22 protein-coding genes are annotated in these 25,016 nt (G+C 74.7%); 12 read left to right on the top strand and 10 right to left on the bottom strand.

From position 1 onward, the window contains the following. Positions 1-8: 8 nt before the first annotated feature. Positions 9-917 carry a LysR family transcriptional regulator gene (locus tag ACH443_RS09205; RefSeq protein ID WP_429762764.1) on the bottom strand — a complete coding sequence of 303 codons (909 nt, stop codon included), beginning with the start codon at positions 915-917 and terminating at the stop codon, positions 9-11. Positions 918-1,102: 185 nt separating this feature from the next. On the opposite strand from ACH443_RS09205, the gene ACH443_RS09200 reads away from it, so the two are divergent. Further along, positions 1,103-1,423: a CBU_0592 family membrane protein gene (locus tag ACH443_RS09200; RefSeq protein ID WP_429762765.1), complete on the top strand. Its 321-nt coding sequence runs from the start codon at positions 1,103-1,105 to the stop codon at positions 1,421-1,423. Between the two features lie 7 nt (positions 1,424-1,430). Here the strand turns inward: ACH443_RS09200 and ACH443_RS09195 are convergent, their stop codons facing one another. The 3 genes from ACH443_RS09195 to ACH443_RS09185 form a co-directional block, all read right to left on the bottom strand. After that, positions 1,431-1,928: a DUF6328 family protein gene (locus ACH443_RS09195; protein ID WP_430590116.1), complete on the bottom strand. Its 498-nt coding sequence runs from the start codon at positions 1,926-1,928 to the stop codon at positions 1,431-1,433. Continuing rightward, positions 1,925-2,704, bottom strand: a complete 780-nt coding sequence (locus ACH443_RS09190; RefSeq protein WP_430590115.1) for an endonuclease/exonuclease/phosphatase family protein — start codon at positions 2,702-2,704, stop codon at positions 1,925-1,927. The genes ACH443_RS09195 and ACH443_RS09190 overlap by 4 nt, the downstream gene beginning before the upstream one ends. A gap of 288 nt (positions 2,705-2,992) precedes the next feature. Beyond that, a complete protein-coding gene (locus tag ACH443_RS09185; protein WP_430590114.1) occupies positions 2,993-4,174 on the bottom strand; it encodes an aminotransferase class I/II-fold pyridoxal phosphate-dependent enzyme in 1,182 nt (393 codons plus the stop codon). A gap of 82 nt (positions 4,175-4,256) precedes the next feature. Here ACH443_RS09185 and ACH443_RS09180 point away from each other — a divergent pair, with 82 nt between their 5' ends. Genes ACH443_RS09180 through ACH443_RS09165 form a run of 4 tightly spaced genes read left to right on the top strand, consistent with a single transcriptional unit; the run spans position 4,257 to position 7,071 of the window. Beyond that, complete coding sequence (locus tag ACH443_RS09180; protein ID WP_429762769.1) at positions 4,257-4,808, top strand: DUF1992 domain-containing protein; 552 nt, start codon at positions 4,257-4,259, stop codon at positions 4,806-4,808. A 6-nt stretch (positions 4,809-4,814) separates the two neighbouring features. Further along, complete coding sequence (locus ACH443_RS09175; protein WP_429762770.1) at positions 4,815-5,399, top strand: AAA family ATPase; 585 nt, start codon at positions 4,815-4,817, stop codon at positions 5,397-5,399. Then, positions 5,396-6,178, top strand: a complete 783-nt coding sequence (locus tag ACH443_RS09170) for an HAD-IIA family hydrolase (RefSeq protein ID WP_430555638.1) — start codon at positions 5,396-5,398, stop codon at positions 6,176-6,178. The genes ACH443_RS09175 and ACH443_RS09170 overlap by 4 nt, the downstream gene beginning before the upstream one ends. 44 nt (positions 6,179-6,222) lie before the next feature. Further along, positions 6,223-7,071, top strand: a complete 849-nt coding sequence (locus tag ACH443_RS09165; RefSeq protein WP_430555637.1) for a Nif3-like dinuclear metal center hexameric protein — start codon at positions 6,223-6,225, stop codon at positions 7,069-7,071. On the opposite strand, the gene ACH443_RS09160 is transcribed toward ACH443_RS09165, so the two are convergent. Then, entirely contained in the window at positions 7,059-7,475 is a 417-nt protein-coding gene (locus ACH443_RS09160) for a RidA family protein (RefSeq protein WP_429762773.1), read from the bottom strand. The two genes, ACH443_RS09165 and ACH443_RS09160, sit on opposite strands and share 13 nt — an antisense overlap. Positions 7,476-7,582: 107 nt before the next feature. Here ACH443_RS09160 and ACH443_RS09155 point away from each other — a divergent pair, with 107 nt between their 5' ends. Genes ACH443_RS09155 through ACH443_RS09140 form a run of 4 tightly spaced genes read left to right on the top strand, consistent with a single transcriptional unit; the run spans position 7,583 to position 13,227 of the window. After that, the gene (locus ACH443_RS09155) at positions 7,583-8,926 is read left to right on the top strand and encodes an amino acid deaminase (RefSeq protein ID WP_430590113.1); all 1,344 of its coding nucleotides are present in this window, start codon (positions 7,583-7,585) and stop codon (positions 8,924-8,926) included. 11 nt (positions 8,927-8,937) lie between these two features. Continuing rightward, the gene (locus ACH443_RS09150) at positions 8,938-10,554 is read left to right on the top strand and encodes an amidohydrolase family protein (RefSeq protein ID WP_430590112.1); all 1,617 of its coding nucleotides are present in this window, start codon (positions 8,938-8,940) and stop codon (positions 10,552-10,554) included. Positions 10,555-10,569: 15 nt separating this feature from the next. Then, positions 10,570-12,000, top strand: coding sequence for a gluconate:H+ symporter (locus ACH443_RS09145; protein ID WP_430590111.1), 1,431 nt, complete (start codon positions 10,570-10,572; stop codon positions 11,998-12,000). A gap of 57 nt (positions 12,001-12,057) precedes the next feature. Further along, positions 12,058-13,227 carry an alpha/beta hydrolase gene (locus ACH443_RS09140; protein WP_430590110.1) on the top strand — a complete coding sequence of 390 codons (1,170 nt, stop codon included), beginning with the start codon at positions 12,058-12,060 and terminating at the stop codon, positions 13,225-13,227. Here the strand turns inward: ACH443_RS09140 and ACH443_RS09135 are convergent. Then, positions 13,160-13,705, bottom strand: coding sequence for a GNAT family N-acetyltransferase (locus ACH443_RS09135; RefSeq protein ID WP_429762778.1), 546 nt, complete (start codon positions 13,703-13,705; stop codon positions 13,160-13,162). The genes ACH443_RS09140 and ACH443_RS09135 overlap by 68 nt on opposite strands. A gap of 157 nt (positions 13,706-13,862) precedes the next feature. Then, a complete protein-coding gene (locus ACH443_RS09130; protein WP_430590227.1) occupies positions 13,863-14,375 on the bottom strand; it encodes a low molecular weight protein-tyrosine-phosphatase in 513 nt (170 codons plus the stop codon). Between the two features lie 80 nt (positions 14,376-14,455). On the opposite strand from ACH443_RS09130, the gene ACH443_RS09125 reads away from it, so the two are divergent. Next, on the top strand, positions 14,456-15,379 hold the full coding sequence (locus ACH443_RS09125) for an SDR family oxidoreductase (RefSeq protein ID WP_430555632.1): 924 nt from the start codon (positions 14,456-14,458) through the stop codon (positions 15,377-15,379). 347 nt (positions 15,380-15,726) lie between these two features. Here the strand turns inward: ACH443_RS09125 and ACH443_RS09120 are convergent, their stop codons facing one another. Further along, positions 15,727-16,347 carry a GGDEF domain-containing protein gene (locus ACH443_RS09120; protein ID WP_430590109.1) on the bottom strand — a complete coding sequence of 207 codons (621 nt, stop codon included), beginning with the start codon at positions 16,345-16,347 and terminating at the stop codon, positions 15,727-15,729. Positions 16,348-16,891: 544 nt separating this feature from the next. Between ACH443_RS09120 and ACH443_RS09115 the strand changes: the two genes are divergently transcribed. Continuing rightward, entirely contained in the window at positions 16,892-20,257 is a 3,366-nt protein-coding gene (locus ACH443_RS09115; protein ID WP_430590108.1) for a DUF5979 domain-containing protein, read from the top strand. A 17-nt stretch (positions 20,258-20,274) separates the two neighbouring features. Continuing rightward, the gene (locus ACH443_RS09110) at positions 20,275-21,072 is read left to right on the top strand and encodes an alpha/beta hydrolase fold domain-containing protein (protein ID WP_430590107.1); all 798 of its coding nucleotides are present in this window, start codon (positions 20,275-20,277) and stop codon (positions 21,070-21,072) included. A 15-nt stretch (positions 21,073-21,087) separates the two neighbouring features. On the opposite strand, the gene ACH443_RS09105 is transcribed toward ACH443_RS09110, so the two are convergent. Beyond that, positions 21,088-22,020, bottom strand: coding sequence for an ornithine cyclodeaminase family protein (locus ACH443_RS09105; RefSeq protein WP_430590106.1), 933 nt, complete (start codon positions 22,018-22,020; stop codon positions 21,088-21,090). 180 nt (positions 22,021-22,200) lie between these two features. After that, positions 22,201-24,912: a polysaccharide lyase family 1 protein gene (locus tag ACH443_RS09100; protein WP_430590105.1), complete on the bottom strand. Its 2,712-nt coding sequence runs from the start codon at positions 24,910-24,912 to the stop codon at positions 22,201-22,203. Between the last annotated feature and the right edge of the window lie 104 nt (positions 24,913-25,016).

Raw genomic sequence — 25,016 nt, 5'->3', positions numbered from 1 at the left:
AGCGGCCCTCAGGCGAGCTCGAGGTCGCGGGTCACCTCGACCATCGCGTCGACGACGGCGCGCACGGCCGGGCCGGGCTCGTGCCGCGTGGCGCGGTGCCGCGCCACGATCCGGCGGGTGCCGAGACCCGCGAGGCGCGCGACCTCGACGCCCTCGGGCACGTCCCCGCCCTGGAGCGCGAGCGCGGGCAGCATGGCCACGCCCTGGTTCGCCGCGACGAGCGCGAGCGCCGTGTCGAAGTCGAAGAAGCGGTGCCGCTGGCTGACGGTCGTGCCGAGCGTGCGGGCGAGGCGGCGCAGCGCGCGGTCGGACGCCGTGTCGGCCTCGGCGCCGACCCACTGCAGGTTCGCCAGGTCGTCGAGGCGCTCGGGCATGGGCAGCCCGGCGGGCACGACGACGCACCACGGCTCGTCGAGCAGGGGGACGTCGTGCACGCCGCGGGGGGCGGGGGAGTCCATGTCGGCGTCGCGCTCGAGGAGGATGACGTCGAGGTCGCCGGCGCGCAGCATGCGGATCGCCTCGGCCGGCTCGTGCTCGCGCACGTCCACCTCGACGGCCGGGTACTGCTCGGCCAGGTCGAGCAGCATGGGCGCCACGACGGCACGGATCGCCGTCTGGAAGGCACCCAGCACGACCCTGCCGCTCACCCCCTCGCCGAGCCCGGCGATCGCCTGCCGGGCCTCGAGAAGCTCGGCCTCGATCCGCTCGCCGGCCTCGGCCAGCACGCGGCCCGCCGGGGTGAGGGTCACGCCGCGCGGCCCGCGGTCGAGGACGGCGATGCCCTCCTCGGCCTCGAGGCGGGCGATCTGCTGGGACACCGCGGACGGGGTGACATGCAGAAGATCTGCTGCCGCGAGCACGCCCCCGGCCCGATGCACGGCAAGGAGGAAGGCAAGTCTCCGTGGGTCTGTGGCCATGTAGAGATACTAACTGCCGGTCGGAGAAGGATTTGATTGTGCTGAACGCAGGTCGTGCTGCAGAATCGTTTCGACGCCAGCCGGACCTCTCCGGTTCCCGGGTCTCGGGAGCGGCGTCCCCACATCCTCAGCTCTTCCTTCCCGTGGCACACCTGTGCCACGCCGACCCCCCGGAGGTGCCCGTCATGACGATCTCCCTGCTGACCGTGATTACTGCCCTCGGGTGGGCCGGCGCCCTCGCCGGGCTCATCGCCTACGGGATGGTGAGCAAGGGCCGCTGGACCGCGAACTCGTTCGCCTTCCAGATCACCAACATGTGCGGTGCGGTCGTGATGACCGTCGTCGCGGGCGTGAACGGCGTCTGGCCGTCCGCCGCCGCGAACCTCGCCTGGATCGTCATCGGCGCGCAGACGCTGCTGACCGTCAGCAAGGCGCGGGCCGCCGCGCGCCGCGACGCGGAGGTCGCGCCCGTCGAGTCGGCCGAGCAGGTCGACCTCGCCGCCTGACCGCGCGTCACTCCCGGCGGTGCCGCACGAACGCGGGCACCACCGCCCACAGGCCGAGCAGCACGACCGCCGACGCGGCGCCCACGACGATCCCCGCCGTGCGGCCCAGCACGACGTCGAACACGAGCTCCGCCGTGCCCGCCAGCGCGATCGCGAGGAGCACCAGCCCGGCGCGCGCCATCAGGTCGCCACCCGTCACCACCGACCGCTTGAGGTGCTTGCGGAACAGGGCCCGGTGCAGCGCCACCGGGGCGACGAGGAGCCCCGTCGTGGCCACGCACACGAGCACGAGCGTGAGGTAGACCGTGCGCTGGTAGTCGTCCAGGTCCGCGAAGCGGCTCTGGAACGGCAGGATCAGCAGGAATCCGGTGAGGATCTGCACCCCGGTCTGCATGACGCGCAGCTCCTGCAGCAGCTCGTTCCAGTTGCGGTCCGAGCGCTGCTCCGGAGTCTCCTGACGGCCGTGGGACCGGTCGGGCACGCCGCCGGTGGGCTCGTCCGTCATCCCCCGTCCTCACCGGGTGCGACGTCGAGCGCGACGTCGACCACGACGGCGCGGTGGTCGCTGACACCCAGGTCCACGGCCCGCGCGGCGGCGGCCGCGGTGACCGGGCCGTCCGCGAGCACGTGGTCGATGCGGAGCCAGGGCCGCGTGCGCGGATAGGTCGGCACGTGCACGAGCTCGCGCCAGCCCGTGCGCCGGGCGGGCAGGTCACCGCGGGTGTTGAGGTCGCCCAGCAGCACCAGCGGCCGCGGCGCGTGCCGCAGCCGGCGCCGCAGCCGCCGCAGCTGCGCGCCCTTCCACGGCTCGGTCTTCGACAGGTGGGTGGCGACGACGGTCAGCGGGCCGTCGGGGGTCGCCACGGCGGCCGCGACGGCGACGCGCGGCTCGTCCACGCCGAGCGGCGGCACGCCCGGCAGGTTGAGGCCGGGCAGCCGCATGGCGTGCCAGGCACGCACCGGGTGCCGGCTCAGCAGCGCGATCCCGTAGCCGGGCGGGGCGGGCAGGCGGCCGTCGTCGCCCGCGGCCGTGCGGGGGGCCCGGCGGCGGCGCCACGCCGGGTCGAGCGACCCGCGGACCGCGGGGACGAAGCGGTGCTCCGGCATCCCGAGCGCCGCGGCGACCCGGTACGCCTGCGCCTCCCCGTCGGACCGCGCCTGGCCGTGGTCCACCTCCTGCAGCGCCACGACGTCGGCGTCCAGCGCGGCCAGCGCCTGCCCGAGCCGGTCGAGGTCCACCTGCCGCCCGTCCACGAGCGCGTGCTGGACGTTCGCCGTCACCAGCCGGATCATCCGCCCTCCGTCCACGAGGTAGTACCAGCCCTGCCGAGGTAGTACGCACCCCCGCGAGGTAGTACCAGCCCTGTCGAGGTAGTACCTGGCCTGCCGAGGTAGTACGAACCCGCACGAGGTAGTGCGAGCCTCCCGCACCACGCGCCGTCTCGCACCCACGACCGCGGCCTCGGGCCTCCTGCCCACGACCTCGCGGGAGCCCCTTCTACCTCGCGGGAATGCGTACTACCTCGCGAAGGTGCGTACCACCTCGCGAGGGCGGGTTCCACCTCGGCGTCAGAGCGTGCGGTGCCAGGCGACGATGCGGTCGACGGCGCGGGAGACGACGTCGGGCGCGGCGGCGAAGGAGAGGCGCACCCAGTCGCCCCCGCCCACGACGTCGAAGTCCGCGCCTGGGGTGATCGCGACGTCGGCCTCGGCCAGCAGGCGGCGGCAGTAGGTCACCGAGTCGCCGCCGACGGCGTCGCGGAAGCCGGCGACGTTCCCGTACAGGTAGAACGCACCGTCGGCGGGCGCGACGGGGCGCCAGCCGAGCTCGTCCACGCGGTCGAGCAGCGCGGCGCGCGACGCCGCGTACCGGGCCACGTTCTCCGCGGCGGCGGCGTAGCCGGCGGGGGAGAACGCCGCGACGCCCGCGTGCTGCGCCAGCGCCGGAGGCGAGAGGGCCACGTTGCCGGCGAGCGCGTCGACCGGCCCGACCAGCTCGTCGGGCAGGACGAGCCAGCCCAGCCGCCAGCCGGTCATGGCCCAGTACTTGGAGAACGAGTTCACCACCACGGCCCCGGCATCCGTGTACATCGCCGCCGTGGCCTGCTGTACATCGGTCGAGTAGGCGATGCCGTGGTAGATCTCGTCGCTGATCAGGCGCACGTCGTGCTCCTCGCACCAGCGCGCCAGCGCGGCCAGCTCGGCGGGCGGGAGCATCGTGCCGGTCGGGTTGGCGGGGGAGGCCACGACCAGGCCGTCCAGCCCGCCCTCGTAGTACGCCTCCATGAGCTGGGAGACGGTGGGCTGGTACCGGGTGTCCGGGCCGCAGTCGAGCTCCACCACCTCGCACCCCAGCGCGGCGAGGATGTTCTTGTACGCCGGGTACCCCGGGCGGGCCAGCGCGACCCGGTCCCCGACGTCGAAGGCCGCGAGGAACGCGAGCAGGAACCCGCCGCTCGACCCGGTCGTCACGGCGATGCGCGCCGGGTCGACGTCGACGTCGTACCAGCGCCGGTAGTGCCCCGCGATCTCGCGGCGCAGCGCGGGCACGCCCATCGACTCCGTGTAGCCGAGGTCCGCGGTGCGCAACAGCTCCGCCGCCTTCTCCCGCACGACGTCCGAGGCGCCGGTCGACGGCTCGCCCGCGCACAGGTTGAGCACGTCGTGGCCGGCGGCACGCCGCTCGTTGGCGGTGGCCAGCACCTGCATGACGGCGAACGGCGGCACGTGGCTGCGGCGCGAGACCTTCATACGGCCATCATGCCGGGTCCGGTCCCCGCGGCGGTGGCCCGGTCCGCCCTAGGCTGGGAGCAGCCGACCCGAGGGGATGCCGATGTTCCGACGACGCCAGGACACGGAGAAGGACCCGGCGCGCCGGGCCGCGCAGTACCAGGTGGACCGGGAGGCGGCCGCCGACGCCGCGGCCGCGGAGGAGGCGGGCGACGCCGCACCCGACGAGGAGGCCGCCGGCGCGGGCCGGGCCAGGCGCCGGATGGACGACCGCGCCCTGTGGGTGGACACCGTCGTCGACCAGGCCATCCGGCGCGGCGAGTTCGACGACCTGCCGCTGGCAGGCAAGCCCATCCCCGGGCTGCGCGGCACGCACGACCCGGACTGGTGGCTCAAGAACCTCGTGGAGCGCGAGCAGATCACCGGCGTCCTCCCGGCGGCGCAGCTGCGCCGCGACGACGCCGAGCTGGACGAGACGCTCGACCGCGAGCCCGAGGAGCGGCGCGTCCGCGATGCCGTCGAGGAGTTCAACGCGCGGGTGATCGACGCCCGCCGGCAGCTCATGGGCGGCCCGCCGGTCGTGACCCCGACGCGCGACGTCGAGCGCGAGGTGCAGCGGTGGCGCGAGCGCCGCCGCGCCCGCGGGATCTTCTGAGGCACCGTGGGTGACGTCGTCGTGGTGTCGGGACCGCCGGGCTCGGGGAAGTCGGCCGTCGGGGCGGCCCTCGCCGACCTGCTCGACCCGTCCGCGCTGCTCGAGGCGGACTGGTTCTTCGGCCGGTGGCGGCGCGGCGCCGTCGACCCCTGGCTCCCGGAGGCGGCGCCCCAGACCGCGCCCGCCGGCCGGGCCGCCCTCGCCGCGACCGTGGAGCTCGCGCGGTCCGACGCCTGGGTGGTCTATGACGGCGTGCTGCACCGCGACGCCGCCCGGGACCTCGCGGCCCGCGCCGCCGCTGCGGGCATCGCCGTGCACCGCGCCGTCCTGCTGCCGCCCGTCGACGTGTGCCTGACCCGCGTGGCCGCACGCACGGGGCACGGCTTCGACGACCCCGACGCCACGCGGGACATGCACGCGGCCTTCGCCGCGGAAGTCCACGGCGCGCAGGCCGACCCGGCGGCCGATCGCGCCGTCCTGCGGGACGACGGCGCCTCGCCGGCCGACCTCGCGTCGCGGGTCCGCGACCTGCTGCACGCCGGGGCGCTGCGGGTGCCCGGCCCGGTCCCGACCGGGGGAGCGTGGCCGTGACCGGGCACGCCGTCCTGCTCGACCTGCAGGGCACGGTCCACGAGGGCGACCGCCTGGTCCCCGGTGCCGACGCGGCGGTCGCGGCGCTGCGCGACGCGGGGCACGCCGTCCGCTTCGTCACCAACACGGACTCCCAGGACTCGGCGTCGATCGTCGCGCGGCTGCGGGGGATGGGTCTCGGCCTGGACGCGGACGAGCTGTTCACCCCGGTGGACGCCGCCGTCGCCGACCTCGAGGGCACCGGCGCGCGGGTGCACGCGCTCGCCACCTCCGCCGTCCGCGACCAGCTCGCCGCGCGCCTCGACGTCGTCGGGCCGGAGGACGACCCGACGCACGTGCTCGTGGGCGACGTCCACGACGTGCTCGACTACCCGGCCCTGGATGCCGCCTTCCGCGCCGTCCTGGGCGGCGCGGAGCTGCTGGCGCTGCAGCACGGGCGCTGGTTCCTGCGCGGCGGCCGGCCCGCGCTCGACACCGGGTCCGTGGTCGCCGCGATCGAGCACGGCGCCGAGGTGGCGGCGCGCACGCTGGGCAAGCCGAGCACGGAGTTCCTGCGGCTCGCGCTGAGCACCGTCAGCCCGGCGCCGGAGCCCGGGCGCACGTGGGTGGTGGGCGACGACCGCTCGTCGGACGTCGCGATGGGCCGTGCCGCGGGCGTCCGCACGGTGCTGGTGCGCACGGGCAAGTTCGCCCGCCAGGCCGACGACGGCTCGCTGCCGCGGCCCGAGCATGTGCTGGACGACGTCACGGCGCTGCCGGAGCTGCTCCGCCGGGCGTGAGGGCGCCGGGCACGAGCGTCGGCCCCGGCGGTTACCGTGGCGCCGTGACGACGCCCCACGACCCGACCCTCACCGCCGCCTGCCTGGCCTCCCGTGCGGCCGCGGCGCTGGCCGTGACGCGGCGGCCGACGACGGTCGACGGCCTGGTGGCCGGTGACCCCGGCACGGTGGTGCGCGGCGTCGCCGTGACGACGCTGGCCACGCTCGAGGTGCTGGAGCGCGCCGTCGCTGCGGGCGCGAACGTCGTCGTCACGCACGAGCCGCCCGACTACGACCACACGGGCGCCTCGGTGCCCGACCTGGAGGCGGAGGGCGACCCCGTGCTCGCCGCCAAGCGCGCGTTCGTGGCCGAGCACGGCCTCGTCCTGTGGCGCGCGCACGACGCCTGGCACGACCGGCGCCCGGACGGCGTCGACGAGGGCGCGGCCCGCGCGCTGGGCTGGTCGCTCGACCCCGCCGCCGAGGGAGCATCGGTGTGCGACGTCGGCCCGACGACGCTGGGGGCCCTGGCCACGCACGTCGCGACGGCGCTCGGCTCGCGCACGGCCCGCTTCGTGGGCGACCCCGACCAGCCGGTGCGCCGCGTGGGCCTGGACCTGGGGTTCCGCGGCTTCGCGCGCAACCGCGCGCTGCTGCGCCGCGCCGACGTGGACGCCGTCGTCGTGGGGGAGGCCCACGAGTGGGAGACCCAGTCGTACGCCGTGGACGCCGCGCACCTCGGCACGACCGGTCGGGGCGCGCCGAAGGGGCTGGTCGTGGCCGGGCACGTGCCGGCCGAGCAGGCGGGGATGGCGTTCTTCGCCGACTGGCTGCGCGACGTCGTGCCGGAGGTGCCGGTGACGTTCCTGCCCGCGCCGGACCTCGCCCGCCCGGCCGAGGTTCACTCCACGTAGGCGAGCGCGTCGATCTCGACGAGCATCTCCTCGCGGGGCAGGCCGACCATGACGGTGGTGCGCGACGGCAGCACGGCGTCCGGGCCGAGCCGCTCGGTGAGGAACGCGCCGTACGCGTCGTTCATGGCACCGAAGTCGTCGCGGGTCGTGAGGTAGACGCGCAGCATGACGACGTCCGCCATCGTGCCGCCGCCGGCCTGGACGATCGCCTCGACGTTCTGCAGCGTGCGCGTCGTCTGCGCGGCGACGTCGCCCGGGTAGAGGTACTCGTTGGTCGCAGGGTCCACGGGGCCCTGCCCGGAGACCTGCAGCAGGTTGCCGACCCGCACGCCCTGGTGGAACGTGTGGGCCGGGGCGGGGGCCTGGTCGGTGGAGATCGCGGTCTTCGAGGTCTGCTCAGCCATTGGCTCGTCCTTTCGGGGGTGGTACGGCCGCTCTGGACCCGGCGTGCATTTCAGCGGCGTGTGCGGCATCGTCGCACCGTCGACGGGGGAACGAGGAGGGCCTGACGATGGACGGTACCGGAGCCGAGGACACCTGTCGGATCGACCGCGAGAAGGTCGCCGCCCGGGAGGGCGAGCGCGTCGGCCGGCGGCACAAGGCGATCCCGCCCGAGCTGTGGGGGCTGACCGTCGCGGAGGTCCGCGAGCGCCGCCCGCGCCTGTCGCAGCTGCCGACCCCGCTGCTCACGCTGTCCCGGTCCGCGCTCGACACCAACCTCCGCGTGATGGCCGACTGGTGCGCGGAGCGCGGCCTCGACCTCGCCCCGCACGGCAAGACGACGATGGCGCCACAGCTGTGGGCCGAGCAGGTCGATTCCGGGGCGTGGGCGATCACGGTCGCGAACCCGTTCCAGCTGGGCGTGGCCCTCGAGTTCGGCGTGAGTCGCGTGATGGTCGCGAACAGCGTGATCTCGCCGCTGGCGCTGCGCTGGATCGCGGACGAGCTGGCCGCCGACCGGGACCTGCGGGTGCTCGTCTGGGCGGACTCGCCGGTCGCGGTGGACCTCATGCACGACGCGCTGGCGGCGCACGTCGAGGCCTCGGGCTCGCGCCCGCCGATCGACGTGCTCGTCGAGCGCGGCGGCGCGGGCGGCCGCACGGGCGCCCGGGACCTGGACACGGCGCTGGCGGCGGCGGAGCGCGTGGTCGCGTCGCCGCACCTGCGCCTGGCCGGCGTCGGGGGGTACGAGGGCGCACTGGCGCACGACTCGGACGCCCACAGCCGGGACGTGGTGCGCGGCTACCTGCGCGACATGGTCGAGGTGCACGAGCGCCTGGCGGCCGACGGGCGCTACGAGGTGGAGGTGCCCGTCGTGACGGCGGGCGGCAGCGCGTACTTCGACGTCGTCGACGAGGTCATGGCGCCGCTGGTCGCGACGGGCACGCGCGTGGTGCTGCGCAGCGGCGCCTACATCGTGCACGACGACGGCTTCTACCGGCACGTCTCCCCGCTGGGCGAGGAGCCGCGCAGCGGCGGGCCGAGGTTCCGCAGCGCGATGCACGGGTGGGTGCGCGTGAGCTCGCAGCCCGAGCCGGGCCTCGCACTGTTCGACGCCGGCAAGCGCGACCTGCCGTTCGACGAAGGGTTGCCCGAGGTCCAGCTGCGCCGCCCGCGCGCGGCCGGCGAGGAGCCCGCCGCCGTCCCCGGCGTCCAGGTCACCGCGCTCAACGACCAGCACGGCTTCCTGCGCTGGGACGCCACGGCCGGCGTCGACCTGCGCATCGGCGACGAGCTGCGGCTGGGTCTGTCGCACCCGTGCACGGCGATGGACAAGTGGACCCTCGTGCCGGTGGTGGACGACGCCGACACGGCCGACCCGGTCGTCGTCGACCTCGTCCGGACCTGGTTCTGAGGGGCAGCGGCATGGCCGCCGACCTGCTGATCCGCGACGCGCTGGTGCTCGACGGCACGGGCGCACCGGGCGTCGTCGCCGACGTCGCCGTGACCGACGGGCGCGTCACGGCCGTCGACGACCGCCGCTCCGACGCCCGCGCGGCGGGCGCCCACCGCGCGGTGGACGCCGGGGGCCGCGCGCTGACGCCCGGCTTCATCGACATGCACGCGCACTCCGACGTGCAGATCCTCGCGAACCCGGACCACACCGCGAAGGTGAGCCAGGGCGTCACGCTGGAGGTGCTGGGCCAGGACGGCCTGTCCTTCGCGCCCGTGGACGAGCGCACGCGCACCGCGATCCGCGCCCAGATCGCGGGCTGGAACGACGACCCGCCGGGCTTCGCCTGGGACTGGGAGTCCGTGGCCGGCTACCTCGACCGCCTGGACCGCGGGATCGCGTGCCACGCCGCCTACCTGGTGCCGCAGGGCACGCTGCGGCACCTCGTCGTCGGGCCGGACGAGCGCTCGGCGACGCCCGTGGAGGTCGCCCGGATGGGCGAGCTTCTCGCCCAGGGGATGCGCGAGGGCGCGCTGGGCATGAGCAGCGGCCTCACGTACACGCCGGGCATGTACGCCGACGACGACGAGCTCGCCGCGCTGCTGCGCGTCGTCGCCGCGCACGACGGCTACTACAGCCCCCACCACCGGTCGTACGGCAAGGGCGCGCTCGAGGCGTACGCCGAGATGATCGACCTGTCCCGAGCGACGGGCTGCGCGCTGCACCTCACGCACGCGACGATGAACTTCGCGCCCAACAAGGGCCGCGCGGGCGAGCTGCTCGCCCTGATCGACGCGGCGCTGGGCGACGGGGTCGACATCACGCTCGACACGTACCCGTACCTGCCGGGCTCGACGACGCTCAGCGCGATCCTGCCGAGCTGGTCGTTCTCGGGCGGCACGGACGCGCTGCTCGCGCGGCTGGCGGACCCCGCCGACCGCGAGCGCATCGTGGACGAGCTGGAGCACGTCGGCACCGACGGCTGCCACGGCTGCGTCGCGGAGTGGGACACGATCGAGATCAGCGGCGTGCAGAACCCGGCGCTGGCCGGCCGCGTGGGCCGCACCGTCGAGGCGATCGCCCGCGACGAGGGCCGCGCGCCGGGCGACGTGTTCGTGGAACAGCTGATCGCCGACCGGCTCGGCACGACGATCCTGCAGCACGTGGGCCACGAGGAGAACGTGCGCGCGATCATGCAGCACCGCACCCACACCGGGGGCTCGGACGCGATCCTCGTGGGCGGCCGCCCGCACCCGCGCGCGTGGGGCACCTTCCCGCGCTACCTCGCACGGTACGTGCGCGAGCTCGGCGTCCTCACGCTCGAGGACTGCGTGCACCACCTCACGGGCCGCCCCGCGGCGCGGCTGAGGCTGGTCGACCGCGGCCTGGTCCGCCCCGGCTACGCCGCGGACCTCGTGCTGCTCGACCCCGACACCGTCCAGGACGCGGCCACGTTCGAGGACCCGCGCCAGCAGGCGACGGGTATCGACCTGGTCCTGGTCGACGGCGTCGCCGTCATCGACGACGGCGCACGCACCGACGCCCTCCCCGGCCACGCGCTGCGACGCACCGGGAGCGGCACCCGCTGAGACAGGAGGAACCCGATGCACGCGCTGCTGCAGGCCGCGGGGGACGACGACGACACGCTCGCGCTGATCAACCAGCCGTGGTCGGAGCACGACACGCAGGTGCTGGTGGTCACCGCCATCGGCATCGCCGTGGTGGTGCTCCTCATCACGATGCTCAAGATGCACGGCTTCCTGGCCCTGACCATCGGGTCGCTGTTCGTGGCGATCGGGTCCGGCATCCCGCTCGGCGACGTCGCCGGGGTGTTCGAGACCGGCGTCGGGGACGTGCTGGGCACCGTGGGCGTGCTGGTGGTGCTGGGCGCCATGCTCGGCAAGCTGCTCGCCGACTCCGGGGGAGCGGACGAGATCGTCGACAAGATCTTCCGCGGCAGCACCGGGAGCCTGCCGTGGCGGATGGCGCTCATCGCGTTCCTCATCGGCATCCCGATGTTCTTCGAGGTCGGGCTCGTCCTCCTGATCCCGGTGATCATGCTGGCCGTCCGGCGCTCGGGCCTGCCGGCGATGCTGCTGGCCATGCCGGCGCTGGCCGGGCTGTCGGTGCTGCACGGCTTCGTGCCGCCGCACCCCGGGCCGCTGGCCGCCATCGGCAACCTCGGCGCCGACGTCGGCATCACCATGGCGCTCGGCCTGCTCATCGCCGTGCCCACCGTGATCATCGCCGGCCCGGTGTGGGGCCGGTTCGCCGCGAGGCTGGTGCCGATCGGCGCGCAGGGCGGCGGCGGGGGCATCGTCGCCGAGGAGGCGGGCGGCTCCGGGGAGCCGGGCACGGTCAAGACCCGCAACCCCACCTTCGTGCTCACCCTGGTGACCATCCTCAGCCCGGTGATCCTCATGCTGGTGCGCGCGGGCGTCGAGGTCTGGGCCAGCCCGGACTCGTGGTTCTTCCCGTTCGTGTCGTTCATCGGCGAGCCGCTGGTGGCGCTGCTCATCGCCGTCCTGCTCGCGATGATCACGTTCGGCACCAGCGTCGGGTTCTCGCTCGGCACGCTCGGCTCGAAGATGACGGAGAGCCTCAAGCCCATCGCGAGCGCCACGATGATCGTCGGTGCCGGCGGCGGCTTCAAGGCCGTGCTGGTCGAGGGCGGCACGGGCATCGCCATCGGCAAGGCCGCCGTCGCGATGAGCCTGTCCATCCTGCTGCTCGGCTGGCTGATCGCCGTGCTGGTGCGCATCGCGACCGGGTCCGCGACGGTCGCGATCGTCACCGCGTCGGGCATCGTCGCGCCGCTCGCCACGGGCCTGACACCGACGCACCTCGCGCTCCTCGTGCTGGCCATCGGCGCGGGCTCGCTCATCCTGTCGCACGTCAACGACGCCGGGTTCTGGCTGGTCAAGGAGTACTTCGGCATGACCGTCGGCCAGACGCTCAAGACCTGGACGGTGATGGAGACGATCATCGCCGTCCTCGGACTGGTCTTCACCTGGCTGCTCTGGCTCGTGGTGTAGCCGGTCGTCCGGCACGGCCCGGTCGCGCGGGCGGGCCGAGTTCCTTACCTTCGGGTCGTGGAGCAGGCCGGCACGAGCAGCGCGTGGGAGCCCGACGCGCTGCCCGGCTTCGAGCGGCTGACCCTGCCGCTGGAGCCGGACTTCGAGGGCGACGTCGTCGCGACGCTGGTACGGAGGGCCGTCGAGCCCGGCGTCGCGACGTCCGGCCCGCCCGCCGGCGACACCGGGCGGGACGCGGGCATCGACGTCCTGTACGTGCACGGCTGGGTGGACTACTTCTTCCAGACCCACCTCGCGGCGTTCTGGGAGCGGCAGGGCGCGCGGTTCTACGCCCTCGACCTGCGCAAGTACGGCCGCAGCCTGCGCGAGCACCAGACGCCGGGCTTCGTCACCGCGCTGGCGACGTACGACGAGGACATCGAGGCCGCGCTGGCCGTGCTCGGCCACGGCCCGAAGCCGTCGTCGGGCCGCCGGCTGGTGCTCATGGGCCACTCGACGGGCGGGCTGGTGCTCAGCCTGTGGGTGTCGCACCGGCCGGGCCGCGCGGACGCGCTGGTGCTCAACAGCCCGTGGCTCGAGTTCCAGACCCGCAGCGTGGGCCGGTGGATGCTGGAGCCGGGCCTGCGCGCCCAGGCTGCGCTCGCGCCGCGCAGCCACCTCGTGAACGTGGACCTCGGGTTCTACACCCGCAGCGTGTCCCGGCGGTTCGACGGCGCGTGGGACATCGACCCGGCCTGGCGGCCCGACACGGGCTGGCGCACCACCCCGGCGTGGCTGTCCGCGATCTTCCAGGGGCAGGAGCGCGTGTCCCGCGGGCTCGGCATCGACGTCCCGGTGCTGGTGCTGCTGTCCGCCCGCTCGACGGCGCCCGTGCGGTGGAGCCCCGAGATGATGACCACCGACTCCGTGCTCGAGGTGGGCGGCGTCGCGCGCCGGGTGCCCGCACTGGGCAGCCTCGTCACGCTGGTGCGCATCGACGGCGCCATGCACGACGTCACGCTCTCCGCCCCCGCCGTCCGCGACGTCGTCTGGCGCGAGATCTCCCGCTGGGTCGGCGCCTACGTGCCCGCCGCGGCGCCAGCGGCCGAGCCGGAACCGCAGGGCGTGGCCGCCTGGTGGCGCCGCGCCTTCGGCCGCGGCCGCCCGTCCCGGCGGGCGGTCACAGCGCCCGCACCAGCTCGACCTCCTCGCCCTGCTCGAGGACGAAGCGCTCGCCCGACGGCGTGAACCCGAGCTTGCGGTAGGCGGCCTGGGCGCGCGGGTTGTCGACGTGCACGCACAGTCGCGCCCGCTCGACGCCGCGGCTCCGCGCCCAGTCCTGGGCGCCGTCGAACAGCCGCGCCAGCAGGCCGGCGCCGCGGTGCTCGGGCCGGACGAACACGCCCACCAGGTGCACCTGCCGCTGCGTGACCGGCCCGCCCAGGACGTCGGTCGCGCCCGGCTCCTCGACCAGGCCGGTCGTCGTGCCGACCCAGCGCCCGTCGGCGTCGACGGCGACGAACGCCGCCACCGCGTCGCTCGTCGCGTTGCCGCGCGCCCGCTCCTGCCAGAACGTGTCCGGCCGCGCGGCCGCGACGTCGTGCGTCTCGAGGAACGCCACCGGGGCCGCCGGGTCCTGGAGCGCCGCCAGGCGCAGGTCGCGGGTCTCGCGCCACTCGTCCTCCCGGGCGCGGCGGACGGTGAGCAGGGCGGGCGGGGTCGTCATGTGCCGATCCTGTCACCTCGGGACCCGGCACGGCCGCCACCCCGCGAGGCAGGACCCGACACGCCGAGGTGGTGCAGGATCTGCCGAGGTAGTACGGAACCCACCGAGGTAGTACGGAGACTCGCGAGGTAGTCAGGGTCTCCTGCTACCTCACGCGTCACGACGCGCCGAGGACGCGGGCGCGGACGTGCGCGACGACGCCGTCGGCGGCGGCCTCGACCTCCGCCAGGGTGGTCTCGAAGCCGGACTCGTCGCCGTACCAGGGGTCGTCGACGTCGAGCAGGTGCTCGTCACCGCCCGGCTCGACGACGGGGGCGTCGGGGTCGAACGACCGGTACAGGCGGATCTCGGCGAGGCCGGCGGACCCCGCCGCGCCGTCCGCGAGGCGGCGCAGGCGGCGCGCGTGCTGCGCGGTCATGGGCAGGACCAGGTCGTGGTCGGCGAGGTCCGCGGGGGTGACCTGGCGGGCGCGGTGGCCGTCGCCCGTCGGGTAGCCGTGCGCGGCCAGCGTGCGGCGCGCGCGGCCGTCCACGGGGTTGCCGTGCTCCTCGTCGCTCACGCCCGAGGAGTCCACGACCACGCGGTCGCCGAGCCCGGCGGCCTCGAGCCGTTCGCGCAGCACGATCTCGGCCATGGGGGAGCGGCAGATGTTGCCGGTGCAGACGGTCATCACGCGGTACGGGGTGGCGGTCACCGGCCCATTCTCACCTCTCGCCGAGCCCCGCCCCTGATCCGTGCCTACCGTGAGGCATGGCGAGATGGGCGGCGGACGGGCTGATCGCCGTGACCGGCGCGAGCGGGCGGCTCGGGTCACGACTGGCGTTCCGGCTCGCGGCGGAGGGCGCGCGGCAGCGGCTGGTCGTGCGGGACCCGGCGCGCGCGCCGCGGCTCAGCGACGGCCGGGCGCTGCCGGTGTCGGAGGTCGCCGTCGCCGACGGCTTCCACGACGCCGACGCGATGCGGGCCGCGTTCGACGGCGTGCGCACCGTGTTCCTGGTGAGCGCGCGCGAGGCCCCCGACCGCGTCGCGCAGCACGTCGCGACGATCGACGCCGCCGCGGCGGCCGGCGTCGAGCGGGTGGTCTACACGTCGTTCGCGGGCGCGGCGCCCGACGCCGTGTTCACGTTCGCCCGCGACCACTGGCACACGGAGCAGCACCTCGCCGACGTCGCCGCGCGCACCGGGCTGCGCTGGACGGTGCTGCGCGACAACCTCTACTTCCACGCGCTGAGCACGTTCGTCGGGCACGACGGCGTGATCCGCGGCCCGGCGGCGGACGGGCGCGTGGCGGCCGTGTCGCACGACGACGTGGCGGACGTCGCGACCGCCGTCATCCTCGACGAGCGGCCCGCCCGCCACGACGGCGCCACCTACGAGGTGACCGGGCCGCAGGCGCTCACCCTCGACGAGGTCGCGGCGACGCTCGGCCGCGCCGCCGGCCGCGACGTCACCTACCACCCCGAGACCGAGGAGGAGGCGTACGCCTCCCGGGCCGGGTACGGGGCGGAGCCGTTCGAGCTCGACGGGTGGGTCACGTCGTACACCGCCATCGCCGCGGGCGAGCTGGCGCACGTTTCCGACGACGTCGGCCGGCTCGTCGGCCGGCCCGCGCGCTCGCTCGCCCAGTGGCTCGACGACTACCCGGGGGAGTGGGCGCACCTGCGGCGCGCCTGATCCCGGTCGGCTCGTGCTGCGGAGTTCACCCTGAGGAAAACCCTTGGCCTCCCTCGCCGGGCGGGCGTAGCGTCGTCGGCACATGAGAAAGGAGGTGATCGGAGAAGTGAAGACTCTTCGGACCCATGAGGTGGTCGCGCGCTAGTCGCGTGCGCCCTTGAGCGTTTCGCGCTGTCGGCCTGACGACCTGATCATTCGTCGGACCGTTCGGCGCACGGGACGGGTAGCGAGTTCCTCGCGACCACCGGATCCCGCGGGTGCCGTGCCCTCGTCCAGCACGGCAGGAGGTTCGACCTCCGGCCCGCGGGCTCTTTGCTGTCCGGGGGAGGAGTGGTCCTGGGCGGTCGTCAGACCAGCATCGCCGCGCGGCGCTCCCGCAGCAGGCGCCGCTCCGCCTGGGCGACGAGCTGGTCCGTGTCGGCGGCACCGGCCACCGACCACGCGGCGGCCGAGTGCAGCGCCGGCCACGCCACGCCGTCGAGCCCGCCCTCCAGCCCTCCGGACGGCGCGGCGACCTGCGCGAGCAGGTGCTGGCGCAGGGCGTCCGCGGAGGCCGCGGCCTGGATGTCGTCCATCGCCGGCAACGTCGCCAGGACGGCGAAGCCGTCGCCCTCGACACGACCCGCCTCGCAGCCGGCGGGCAGCGCCGCACCGATCCGCGCCGCGAGCTCCCCGAGCACCGCGTCCCCGGTGTCCTGCCCGTGGTCGGCGTTGAGCCTCGCCATGCCCCGCACGTCGAGCAGCACCAGCACCACACGGGTCGCTCCGCCGCGCACGAGCGCGCAGCGGTGCCGCAGCGCGTACCAGGTGGCGGCGCGCCCCGGCAGGCGGGTCAACGGGTCGTGGGTGGAACGCTCGGCCAGCTCGGCGACGACGGCGCGCATCACGTCGGCCGTGCTCGCCGCGCCCCAGCCCGACGGCCCGCTCACCAGGACGTCGTCGTACCGCCGGTCCGCGGTGCGGGCCATCGCGAGCGTCGCGACGTCCGCCAGCGCCGTGCCGGGCTCGACGACGAGGGGCGACCAGTCCGCGACCGCCCCGGTCGGGCGTCGCTCCAGGACCGCGCCCGTACCCGAGGCGCCCGGTGAGCGCCGCCGTGAGACCGGCCCGCGTGACGATGCCGGTGCGGGCGGGCTCCGTGTCGTCCTGCACGGCGACCGATCCCACCTCCGGACGCCGGAAGATCACCTCGAGCTGCCCGACGGGCAGCGTGGAACCCACCACCAGCACCGGCTGCGCCAGCGCCGCGACCGACGCCACGCGCGCCGTCCGGCGGGGGGCGACGTGGCGGGCCAGGCGGGCGATCTCGTCGTGCACAGGCGGAAGTATGGCCACCCGGTGACCCGGTCAGAGGCGCTCCGCGGAGATGTTCGCCGAGCGTTCGCCGGCCGTTCAGCCGGGGCCCCGAAAGCGGCCCCGAAAGTTGGGAGCGCGACCACGCAGCGCCCACGATCGCCCGTCCCTAGAGTGTCGCGAGGGTACGCGATGTCTGTGATGTCTCGGGGGCGACACATGCGAAGGACGAGCACGGCGGTCGGGCGCAGGACGACGAGCGGCCTGCTGGCCGCCGCGCTCGCGCTGGGTGGGCTGGTGGGCCTCGGGGCGCAGACGGCGACGGCACCGCCGGCGGCCGCGGCCGAGGGCGACGTCAACCCGTTCACGTCCGCCGGCGGCTACACCGTCTACGCGCAGCGCGACGCCTTCGCCGGCAACCAGGAGCTCGAGGGCTCGTTGGCCGCGGGCCGGAACTTCGCGCGGACGACGGCCGAGCAGTGGGCCGTGATCCACGTCGCCGCCGGCACCGCCGACTACACGGTCCCCACCGTCGACGGCGACCCGAACCGCCTGCTGATCGGGCGCTTCGACCCCGACACGGGCCGGAACGTCGGCGAGGTCAACGTCACGAGCCGCGGCGCGACCACCCCGGAGAACGTCGGCACGCTGAAGCTGGTGGACCGCGATCTCGGGCCGTACGAGACGTCGGCGCGCGGCGAGAACTGGGTGCGCCTGTCGCAGCCCGGTTCCACCCCTCCCCTCATCGACGCGACGGCCCAGACGTACCCGGCCGACGCGGAGCCCCCGACGGGCGGCAACACGTCGATCTTCACGGCGCAGACGGGCGGCACCCAGGACGTCGTCGCCGGGTACGTGCAGGCGAACCAGGACGCGACCACCGAGGAGAGCGCGCAGTGCCTCGCGGCGATGGCGGACCCCGACAGCCAGGACGCGCACCACGTGACGGTCGCGGAGGACGACGGCGACCGCAAGGTGCTCGCCCCCCTCGCGGCCGACCGCCCGAACGTGGTCGCGTACGAGGACGTCGCGGGTGCGAGCCTGCTCCAGTTCTCGGCGGGCAGCCCCACCCCCGGCCAGGCGAACCCCCTGATCATCCGCGTGCCCGCGGGGACCACCGACGTGCACGGCCTGCGCGTCGACCCGCAGGGCCAGTTCTCCCCGTACATCCTGTGGGACCTGTCGGCGGTGACGGGGAACGTGACGGTCGAGAACACCGGCAGCCGCATCGACGGCTCGATCTTCGCGCCGTTCGCCGACGTCACGGTCGACGCCGCGCCCCTCGACGGCCAGGTCATGGGGCGGGACGTCACCCTGCTGGGCGGCGAGGTGCACTCGTTCCTGTTCGCGAGCACGATCCCGTGCGGCGAGCCGCGGGGCACGTTCGAGGTGGACAAGGAGCTCGACGGCATCACCGCGGGCGACCTGCCGGAGGGCACCACCTTCGCCGTGGACTGGACCGCCACGTCGCCCGACGGCGAGGTGCTGTACACCGGGACGCTCGAGCTGCCCGCCGACGGCTCGCCCGTGCGCCCGACGGCGGTGGACGGCACCCCCCAGACCTTCCCTGTCGGCACCGTGATCACGTTCGAGGAGCAGACGCCGGACGCCGTGCCCGGCTGGGAGTGGGGGGCGCCGTCCGTGGCCCCGAACCCGGTGACCATCACCGCGGACGGCGACGGCGTCGTGGCCACGACGGTGACGAACACCGCGGAGCGCACGACCGGCACCTTCGAGGTCGCCAAGACCGCGTCGGACGGCACCGAGGACCCGCCGACGGTGCCCGAGGGCACCACCGTCACGGTCCGGTGGGAGGCGGAGTTCCCCGGGGGTGGCGTGGGCACGGCCTCCGGCACCATCGAGCTGGTGGCGAACGCGGACGGCACCTTCACGCCGCAGGGCCCGGTGGACGACCAGGGGGACCCGGTGACCTTCCCGGTGGGCACCGTGATCCGCCTCGTGGAGGTCGACGCCGGCGCGGCGCCGGACGGCTACGACTGGGGAGACCCCACGTGGAGCCCGGGCCAGGAGTTCACCATCGAGCGCGGCGGCGAGGCCGTGACGGTCGATCTGACGAACCTGTTGGTGCCCGAGTCGGGGACGGCGTCGTTCAGCGTCGTCAAGGTGCTCGACCTGGACGCGCCGGTCGACCCGGAACCGCAGTTCTCGATCGCCTACACGTTCGACCCGCCGGGCGGTCCGCGCGAGGCCCGGCAGCGGGAGATCGCCGTCGGCGACCCCATCACGATCGACACCCTGCTCGACGGCGAGCCCATCCCCGCCGGCAGCACGGTGTGGGTGCAGGAGCCCGCGCCGACGGGCGACGACGGCATCACGTGGGAGGACCCGGTGCTCACCGTGAACGGGGAGCCGCTCACCGACCCGGACGAGGACGGCTTCTACCCGATCGAGCTGACGGGTGACGAGACCGTCGCGCTCGAGGTGTCCAACGTCGGGCAGGTGGCGACCGGCACGTTCGAGCTGTCCAAGACGCTCGACGGTCCGCAGGCCGAGGACGTGCCCGAGGGCACGGGGTTCACGGTGGGGTGGACGGCGACCTATGTCGACGGCACCACGACCAGCGGCTCCACCACCCTCGCCCCGGACGGCGAGCCGGTGGCCCCGACGGACGCCGACGGCGACCCGCTCGACTTCCCCGTCGGCACTACGGTCACCTTCGACGAGGCGGACCTGCCCGACCTCCCCGGCTGGGACTGGGGCGAGCCCACGATCACGCCGGCAGAGCTCACGGTGGGTGATGGTGAGACCGCCGAGGTCGTCGTCACCAACTCCGCCACGGTGGAGCACGGCACGTTCGAGGTCTCGAAGGCCCTCGAGGGCGCCGACCCGGGCGACGTGAGCGGCGACGGGTTCGCCGTGCCGTGGACCGCCACCCTGCCCGACGGCAGCACCGACGAGGGGGTGCTCACCGTGCCGGCCGACGGTTCCGCCGTCGGCCCGGACCGCGAGTTCCCGGTGGGGACGACGGTGCACGTCACCGAGGACCCGCCCTCCGACGCGATGCTGCCCGACGGCTGGACCTCGGCCGTCCCGACCTGGTCCCCGGGCAGCAGCGTGACGATCGACGAGGGCACCGGCACCAGGGCCTTCACGGTGACGAACTCGGCCGTCCCCATCACGACCCTGCGGGTGGAGAAGCTGGTCGAGGGTGCGGACCTGCCCGACGGCACCCGCTTCCCGGTCGAGTACCGCGTGGACGACGGCCCCGTCCAGGAGGGCGACCTCGTGCTCGGCGACCCGTTCGTGGCGGACGACGTCCCGCTGGGCACCACGGTCGAGATCCGCGAGGCCGACCCGCCCGCCGTCGACGGCAGCACGTGGGCCGCGCCGCGCTGGGCGATCAACGGGCAGACGCTCGAGCCCGACGACGACGGCTGGGTGGTGATCCACGCGAACGACGAGCGGCTCAACGCCGTCACGCTGACGAACACGGCCCGTCCGACGACGCCGGGTGGCACGCTGCCGGAGACGGGGTTCGGCGGCGGCACGCTCCCGCTGCTGGCCCTCGGGCTGCTGCTCCTCGGCATCGCCGTCCGTCTCGTGGCCCGGACGCTCCGCGCCTGACGGGTGAGGATCGTCCCGTGACTCCCGAGCCGGAGGGCGTGCCCGACGTCGCGGCGCTCCGGCGCGGCGCCCACGAGCGCGCCGTCGCCCGCCCGCGGCGGCCGTTCGCGGGTGCGGTGACGGACCTCGCGACCGACGGCGTCGCGCTGCGCCGCTACACGCCCGACCGCCGTCGCCCCGGCGCCGCGGTGGTCTTCCTGCACGGCGGGTACGGGCTGTTCGGCGACCTCGAGCTGCAGGACGGCTGGTGCCGGCGGGCCGCCGAGGCGCTCGGCGTCGTCGTGCTCGCCGTCGACTACCGGCTCGCGCCGGAGGCGAGGCTCGACGACGCCGTCGTGGACGCGCTCGCCGCGCTCGACCTGCTCGCCGGCGACGGCTTCGACCGGCTCTACCTCGACGGCGACTCCGCAGGCGGCGCCGTCGCCGTCCTCGCCGCCGCGCGCACCGCGCACCCGCTGGCCGGCCTGCTGCTCACCAACCCCAACCTCGACCTGTCGCTCGAGACCTACGACGACGACCTGCCGGGCGGGCCGGGCCGCGAGCTCTCCACGTACGCGATGCGCGCGTGGACCGGCATCGAGCCCGCTGACGCGCCGCGCCTGCAGCGCTCCGCGCGCGGGCTGCCGCCCACGCTGGTGGCCGTGGGAGAGCTGGACTCGCTGCGCCCCGAGGCGCGGGAGCTCGCGGACACCTGCCGCCGCGACGGCGTGCCCTGCCGGCTGGTCGAGCTTCCCGGCGCCGAGCACGGGTTCGTCGGCACCGAGCGCGCCGGCACGGTGCTCACCGAGGCTGCGGCGTTCTTCGGCCTCGCCTGAGCACCGCCCGCCGGCTCAGGCCTCGTCCGTCTCCGCGACGCCGACCGCGACGGCGAGGTCCTGCCACGACATGCCGGAGCCCTTGAAGACGTTCGGCCGGTCCGTGGCCCGGGCGTGCCCGCGCACGACGTCGGCGAGCGGCACGAGGTCGTCGACACGCAGGGCGCCCTCGTGGACGGCGAGGACCACGTCGCCGCACTCGCGCATCGCGGTCGCACGGTCCTCGACGACCACGAGCGCCCGCCCCATGAGCCCGGCGTCGAGCTCGCGACGGTCGGGCTCGTGCGAGCCGATGGCCACGACGCACGCGCCGTCGCGCACCAGGGCGCCGTCGAAGAGCGGCGCGCCCGCCGACGTCGCGCACACCACGAGGTCGGCGTCGGCGACGTCGGCCGTGCCTCCCGCGCGGGCCGGCAGGCCACGCGCGACCAGCGCCTCGACGGCCGCCGCCAGGCGCCCCGGGTCGCGGCCGACGAGCGCGACGTCGTCGAGGTCGCGGACCGCCGCCATCGCGACCGCGTGCTCCACCGCCTGCGGCCCGGTGCCGACGACGACCAGGCGCCGCGCGTCCGCCGCGGCGAGGTGGTCGACCGCGACCGCCGAGGTCGCGGGCGTGCGCAGCTCGGTGAGCGCCGACCCGTCGATCTGCAGCCGCGGGGTGAGCGTGGCGGCGTCGAGCAGCAGGTAGGTCGCCTGGATGCGCGGCAGGCCGCGGGCCGGGTTGTCCGGGGCCACGGACGCGATCTTCACCCCGGCCCAGTCGCCGAGCACCGACGGCATGAGCAGCAGGTGCCCCGGGCCGGCGGCCACCGACGACCGTGCCGGGTCGTCGGCCGGGTCGAACCCGTCGGCCAGCGCCCGCTCGACCAGCCGGCGGGCGTCGTCGGGCCCGATCCGGCGGCGGACCTCGTCGCCCGTGACGAACGGCAGCCCCGTCCCGGCGCTCATCTGCTGTCTCCTGGCCCTCGACGTCACGGACGGGGCCAGGATGCCACGGGGCCGCCGCGGGGATGCGCAGGCCGGACGCCCGCAGCACGGGCCGGCCGGCCCGTCGGAGGGGTCGACGGGCCGGCCGGGGTCGGGGTGACGGCGCGCCCGCGCAGGGCGCGCCGTCAGGGGCGGATCGGCTCAGCCGAAGGTCACCTCCAGCGAGCCGTCCGCGGCGAAGGACCAGTCGAGGTCGCCCGCGTAGGCGCCGCACGCGGAGCCGTTGGAGCCGGACCAGAACTGGTTGGTGCCGTCGTCGCTGCCGACGATCCGGTCGTTCGACCCGCTGTCGCACGACACGTTGCCGCTGAACCGGTGCGTGCCCTCGTCGAAGTTGAAGTTGCGCTCCTCGTTGCCGATGCTCACGTTGTCGCTGACCGTGATCGAGCCCGGGTTGCTGTTGTACGTGAGCCCGTGCTTGCCGTTCTCGTAGGCGATGCTGCCCGTGATCACGTGGTCGACGGGGATGTCCTCGCCGCCCAGCTTGTAGCCGTTGCGGTCGCCGCTGCCGGCCTGCGAGCCGTCCGACAGGGTGCCGTTCTCGTAGGAGAGCGAGTCCTCGATGGTCACCACGCCGATGGGGCCCGTGTCGGACTTGGCGTACAGGTCCCAGCCGTCATCGATGTTGTTGTGCGCCACGCAGTCGCGGAACACGTTGCCCTCGCCGACCGTCAGCTTGGCCGCGAAGCCGTCCGCGTCCTCGCCGTCGGAGTCGACGTTGTCGTAGGACTCCGAGCTGAGCACCAGGTTGTCCGACGGCCACTCCGCCTTCGGCGCACCGGCGACCAGGCGGGCGATCTGCAGGCCCGTGTCGGCGTTCCCGCGGGTGACGACGCGCTCGATCACGTTGTCGTCGCCGCCGAGCAGGATGCCGTTGTCGCCCGAGTTCTGCACGGTGATGCCGTACACGTGCCAGAAGTTGCCCCCGATGGCGAGGCCGCGGTTGGCGGAGTCCTCGGCCTGGGCGGAGAAGTCGAGCACCGGCTTCTCGCCCGGGTACGCCGACAGGAGCGTGCGCTCCGACGACGTCCCGTCGTTGCCCGGCTCGATCGTGAGCGTGTCGGCCAGGTCGTACTGGCCGCCGCGCAGGTAGATCGCCCCGCCCGGCTCGACGGCGGCGATCGCCGCGGCGACCGTCGTCGGGTCCGCCTCGGTGCCGGCCGCGCCGGCCGAGCCGTCGGGCGCGGCGTAGATGACCTCACCGCTCGGGGTCGGCGGGTCCGTCGGGTCCGTGGGGTCCGTCGGGTCCGTCGGCGGGTCCGTCGGGTCCGTGGAGCCCTGGCCGGCGTACGTCTCGAGCTCGGCCACCTTCGGTGTGCCGGAGGCGCCGGTGATCTCGAGGTCGAGCTTGCTCAGCGTGGTCGTGGGCAGGTTGACGACCCCCGCGCGGCTGCCGGTCGCGAGGACGGCGCCGCTGTCGTGGTTGACGATGCGGAACGCGGTGATCGTGCCCTCGGAGCCGGCCGCCTCGACGACCTTGGCCTGCGCCACCGTCTGCGGGGCGGCCCACTTGACGGACACGCGGCCCGTGGTGCTCGTCGGCGACCAGAAGGTGCTCAGGTTGCCGTCGGTCACGTTGCCGAAGCTGCTGCCCGACGCCTTGGTCGAGCCGTCCGCGCCGGCGCCCAGGCTGAGGTTGGTGCCGCTCGGCTCCTCCGTCGGCGGGTCGGTCGGCTCACCGGTCGGCGGGTCGGTGGGCTCCTCGGTCGGCGGGTCCGTGGGGTCGGTCGGGTCCGGCGTCGTCGCCTCGCACGAGCCGTCGGACACCTTGAGGCCCTTGTTCGCCCCGGCGGTCGCGGCGACGACGTCCGGCACGCAGCCGGCGTCGTCGAGCGAGTAGTCGTAGGGGATGCTGACCGTCGTCGTGGACGTCGGGTTCGGGCCGGCGGGGTTGTTGTCCTCGCCCGGCTCCGACCACGTGACGTTGTCGAAGGTGTTCCCGGCGACCTGCCAGTAGCCCGGCAGGTCGGTGTAGAACGTGCCGAGCACGTCCTTCGAGTCCTGGAAGTAGTTGTTGTCGACCTTCGCCTTGCCGCCGGCGCGCGCGTTGATCCCCGACTCGTGGATGTCGACGTAGTGGTTGTTGTAGATGTGGGCCGTCGCCCCGCGCAGCAAGGGGAGGCGAGAGTCGATGTTCTCGTAGAGGTTGTGGTGGTAGGTGACCGGCCCGTTGCCCAGGTCGCTGTCGCCCGAGCCGACGAGTCCGCCGCGGCCGGAGCCGCGGAGGATGCTGTAGGAGAGCGTCACGTACTTCGTGTCGCCCTTCATGTCGAAGAGGCCGTCGTAGCCCTCGGACTCGCCGCCCGAGGCCTCGAGCGTCACGTGGTCGGCCCACACGTTCGAGACGCCGGACTCCATGCCGATCGCGTCGCCGCCGTTGGACGTCGGGGAGCCCGACTTCTTGACGTTCTTGACCGTGACGTTCTGGATGATGATGTTGCTGGCCTCGCGGATGTGGATGCCCACCTGGTCGAACGTGGCGCCGCTGCCCACCCCGACGAGCGTGACGTTGCTGATCTGCTTCAGCTCGATCACGCCGTCCGCGGTGTTGCAGCTGTCTCCCGAGACCTTGCTCGTGTTGCCGTGGTTGATCGTGCCCTCGACCTGGATGGTGATCGGGGTGTCCTCCGAGGCGCGGCCGCACAGCGCCTCGTGGATCTGGGTGCCGGTCGTCGCCTTCACGACGGCGCCGCCGGAGCCGCCCGTCGTGCCACCGTTCTGGGTGGCGAACCCGGTCGGGCCGGTCTCTGCCGCCTGAGCGCCGGGGAGCGTCAGGGCGGTCACTCCGATCGCGGCGGCCAAGGACGTCGTCACCCCCGCCGCCAGGAGTCGTCGCGCTGCTTGCCGTCTCATCGTTGCTGCCTCACCTTCGTCGTCGAACGCGGGACTTGCAGCCGGTGCCGAGGCCGCTCCGCACGGCGGTACGACCGCTGTCCGCCACCCACATTGGTTACGAA

The sequence above is a fragment of the Isoptericola sp. NPDC019571 genome, from assembly GCF_044389385.1.
In the GTDB taxonomy this organism is placed as follows: Bacteria; Actinomycetota; Actinomycetes; order Actinomycetales; family Cellulomonadaceae; genus Isoptericola; species Isoptericola nanjingensis.
This window is presented reverse-complemented; position numbering and strand designations above follow the sequence as displayed.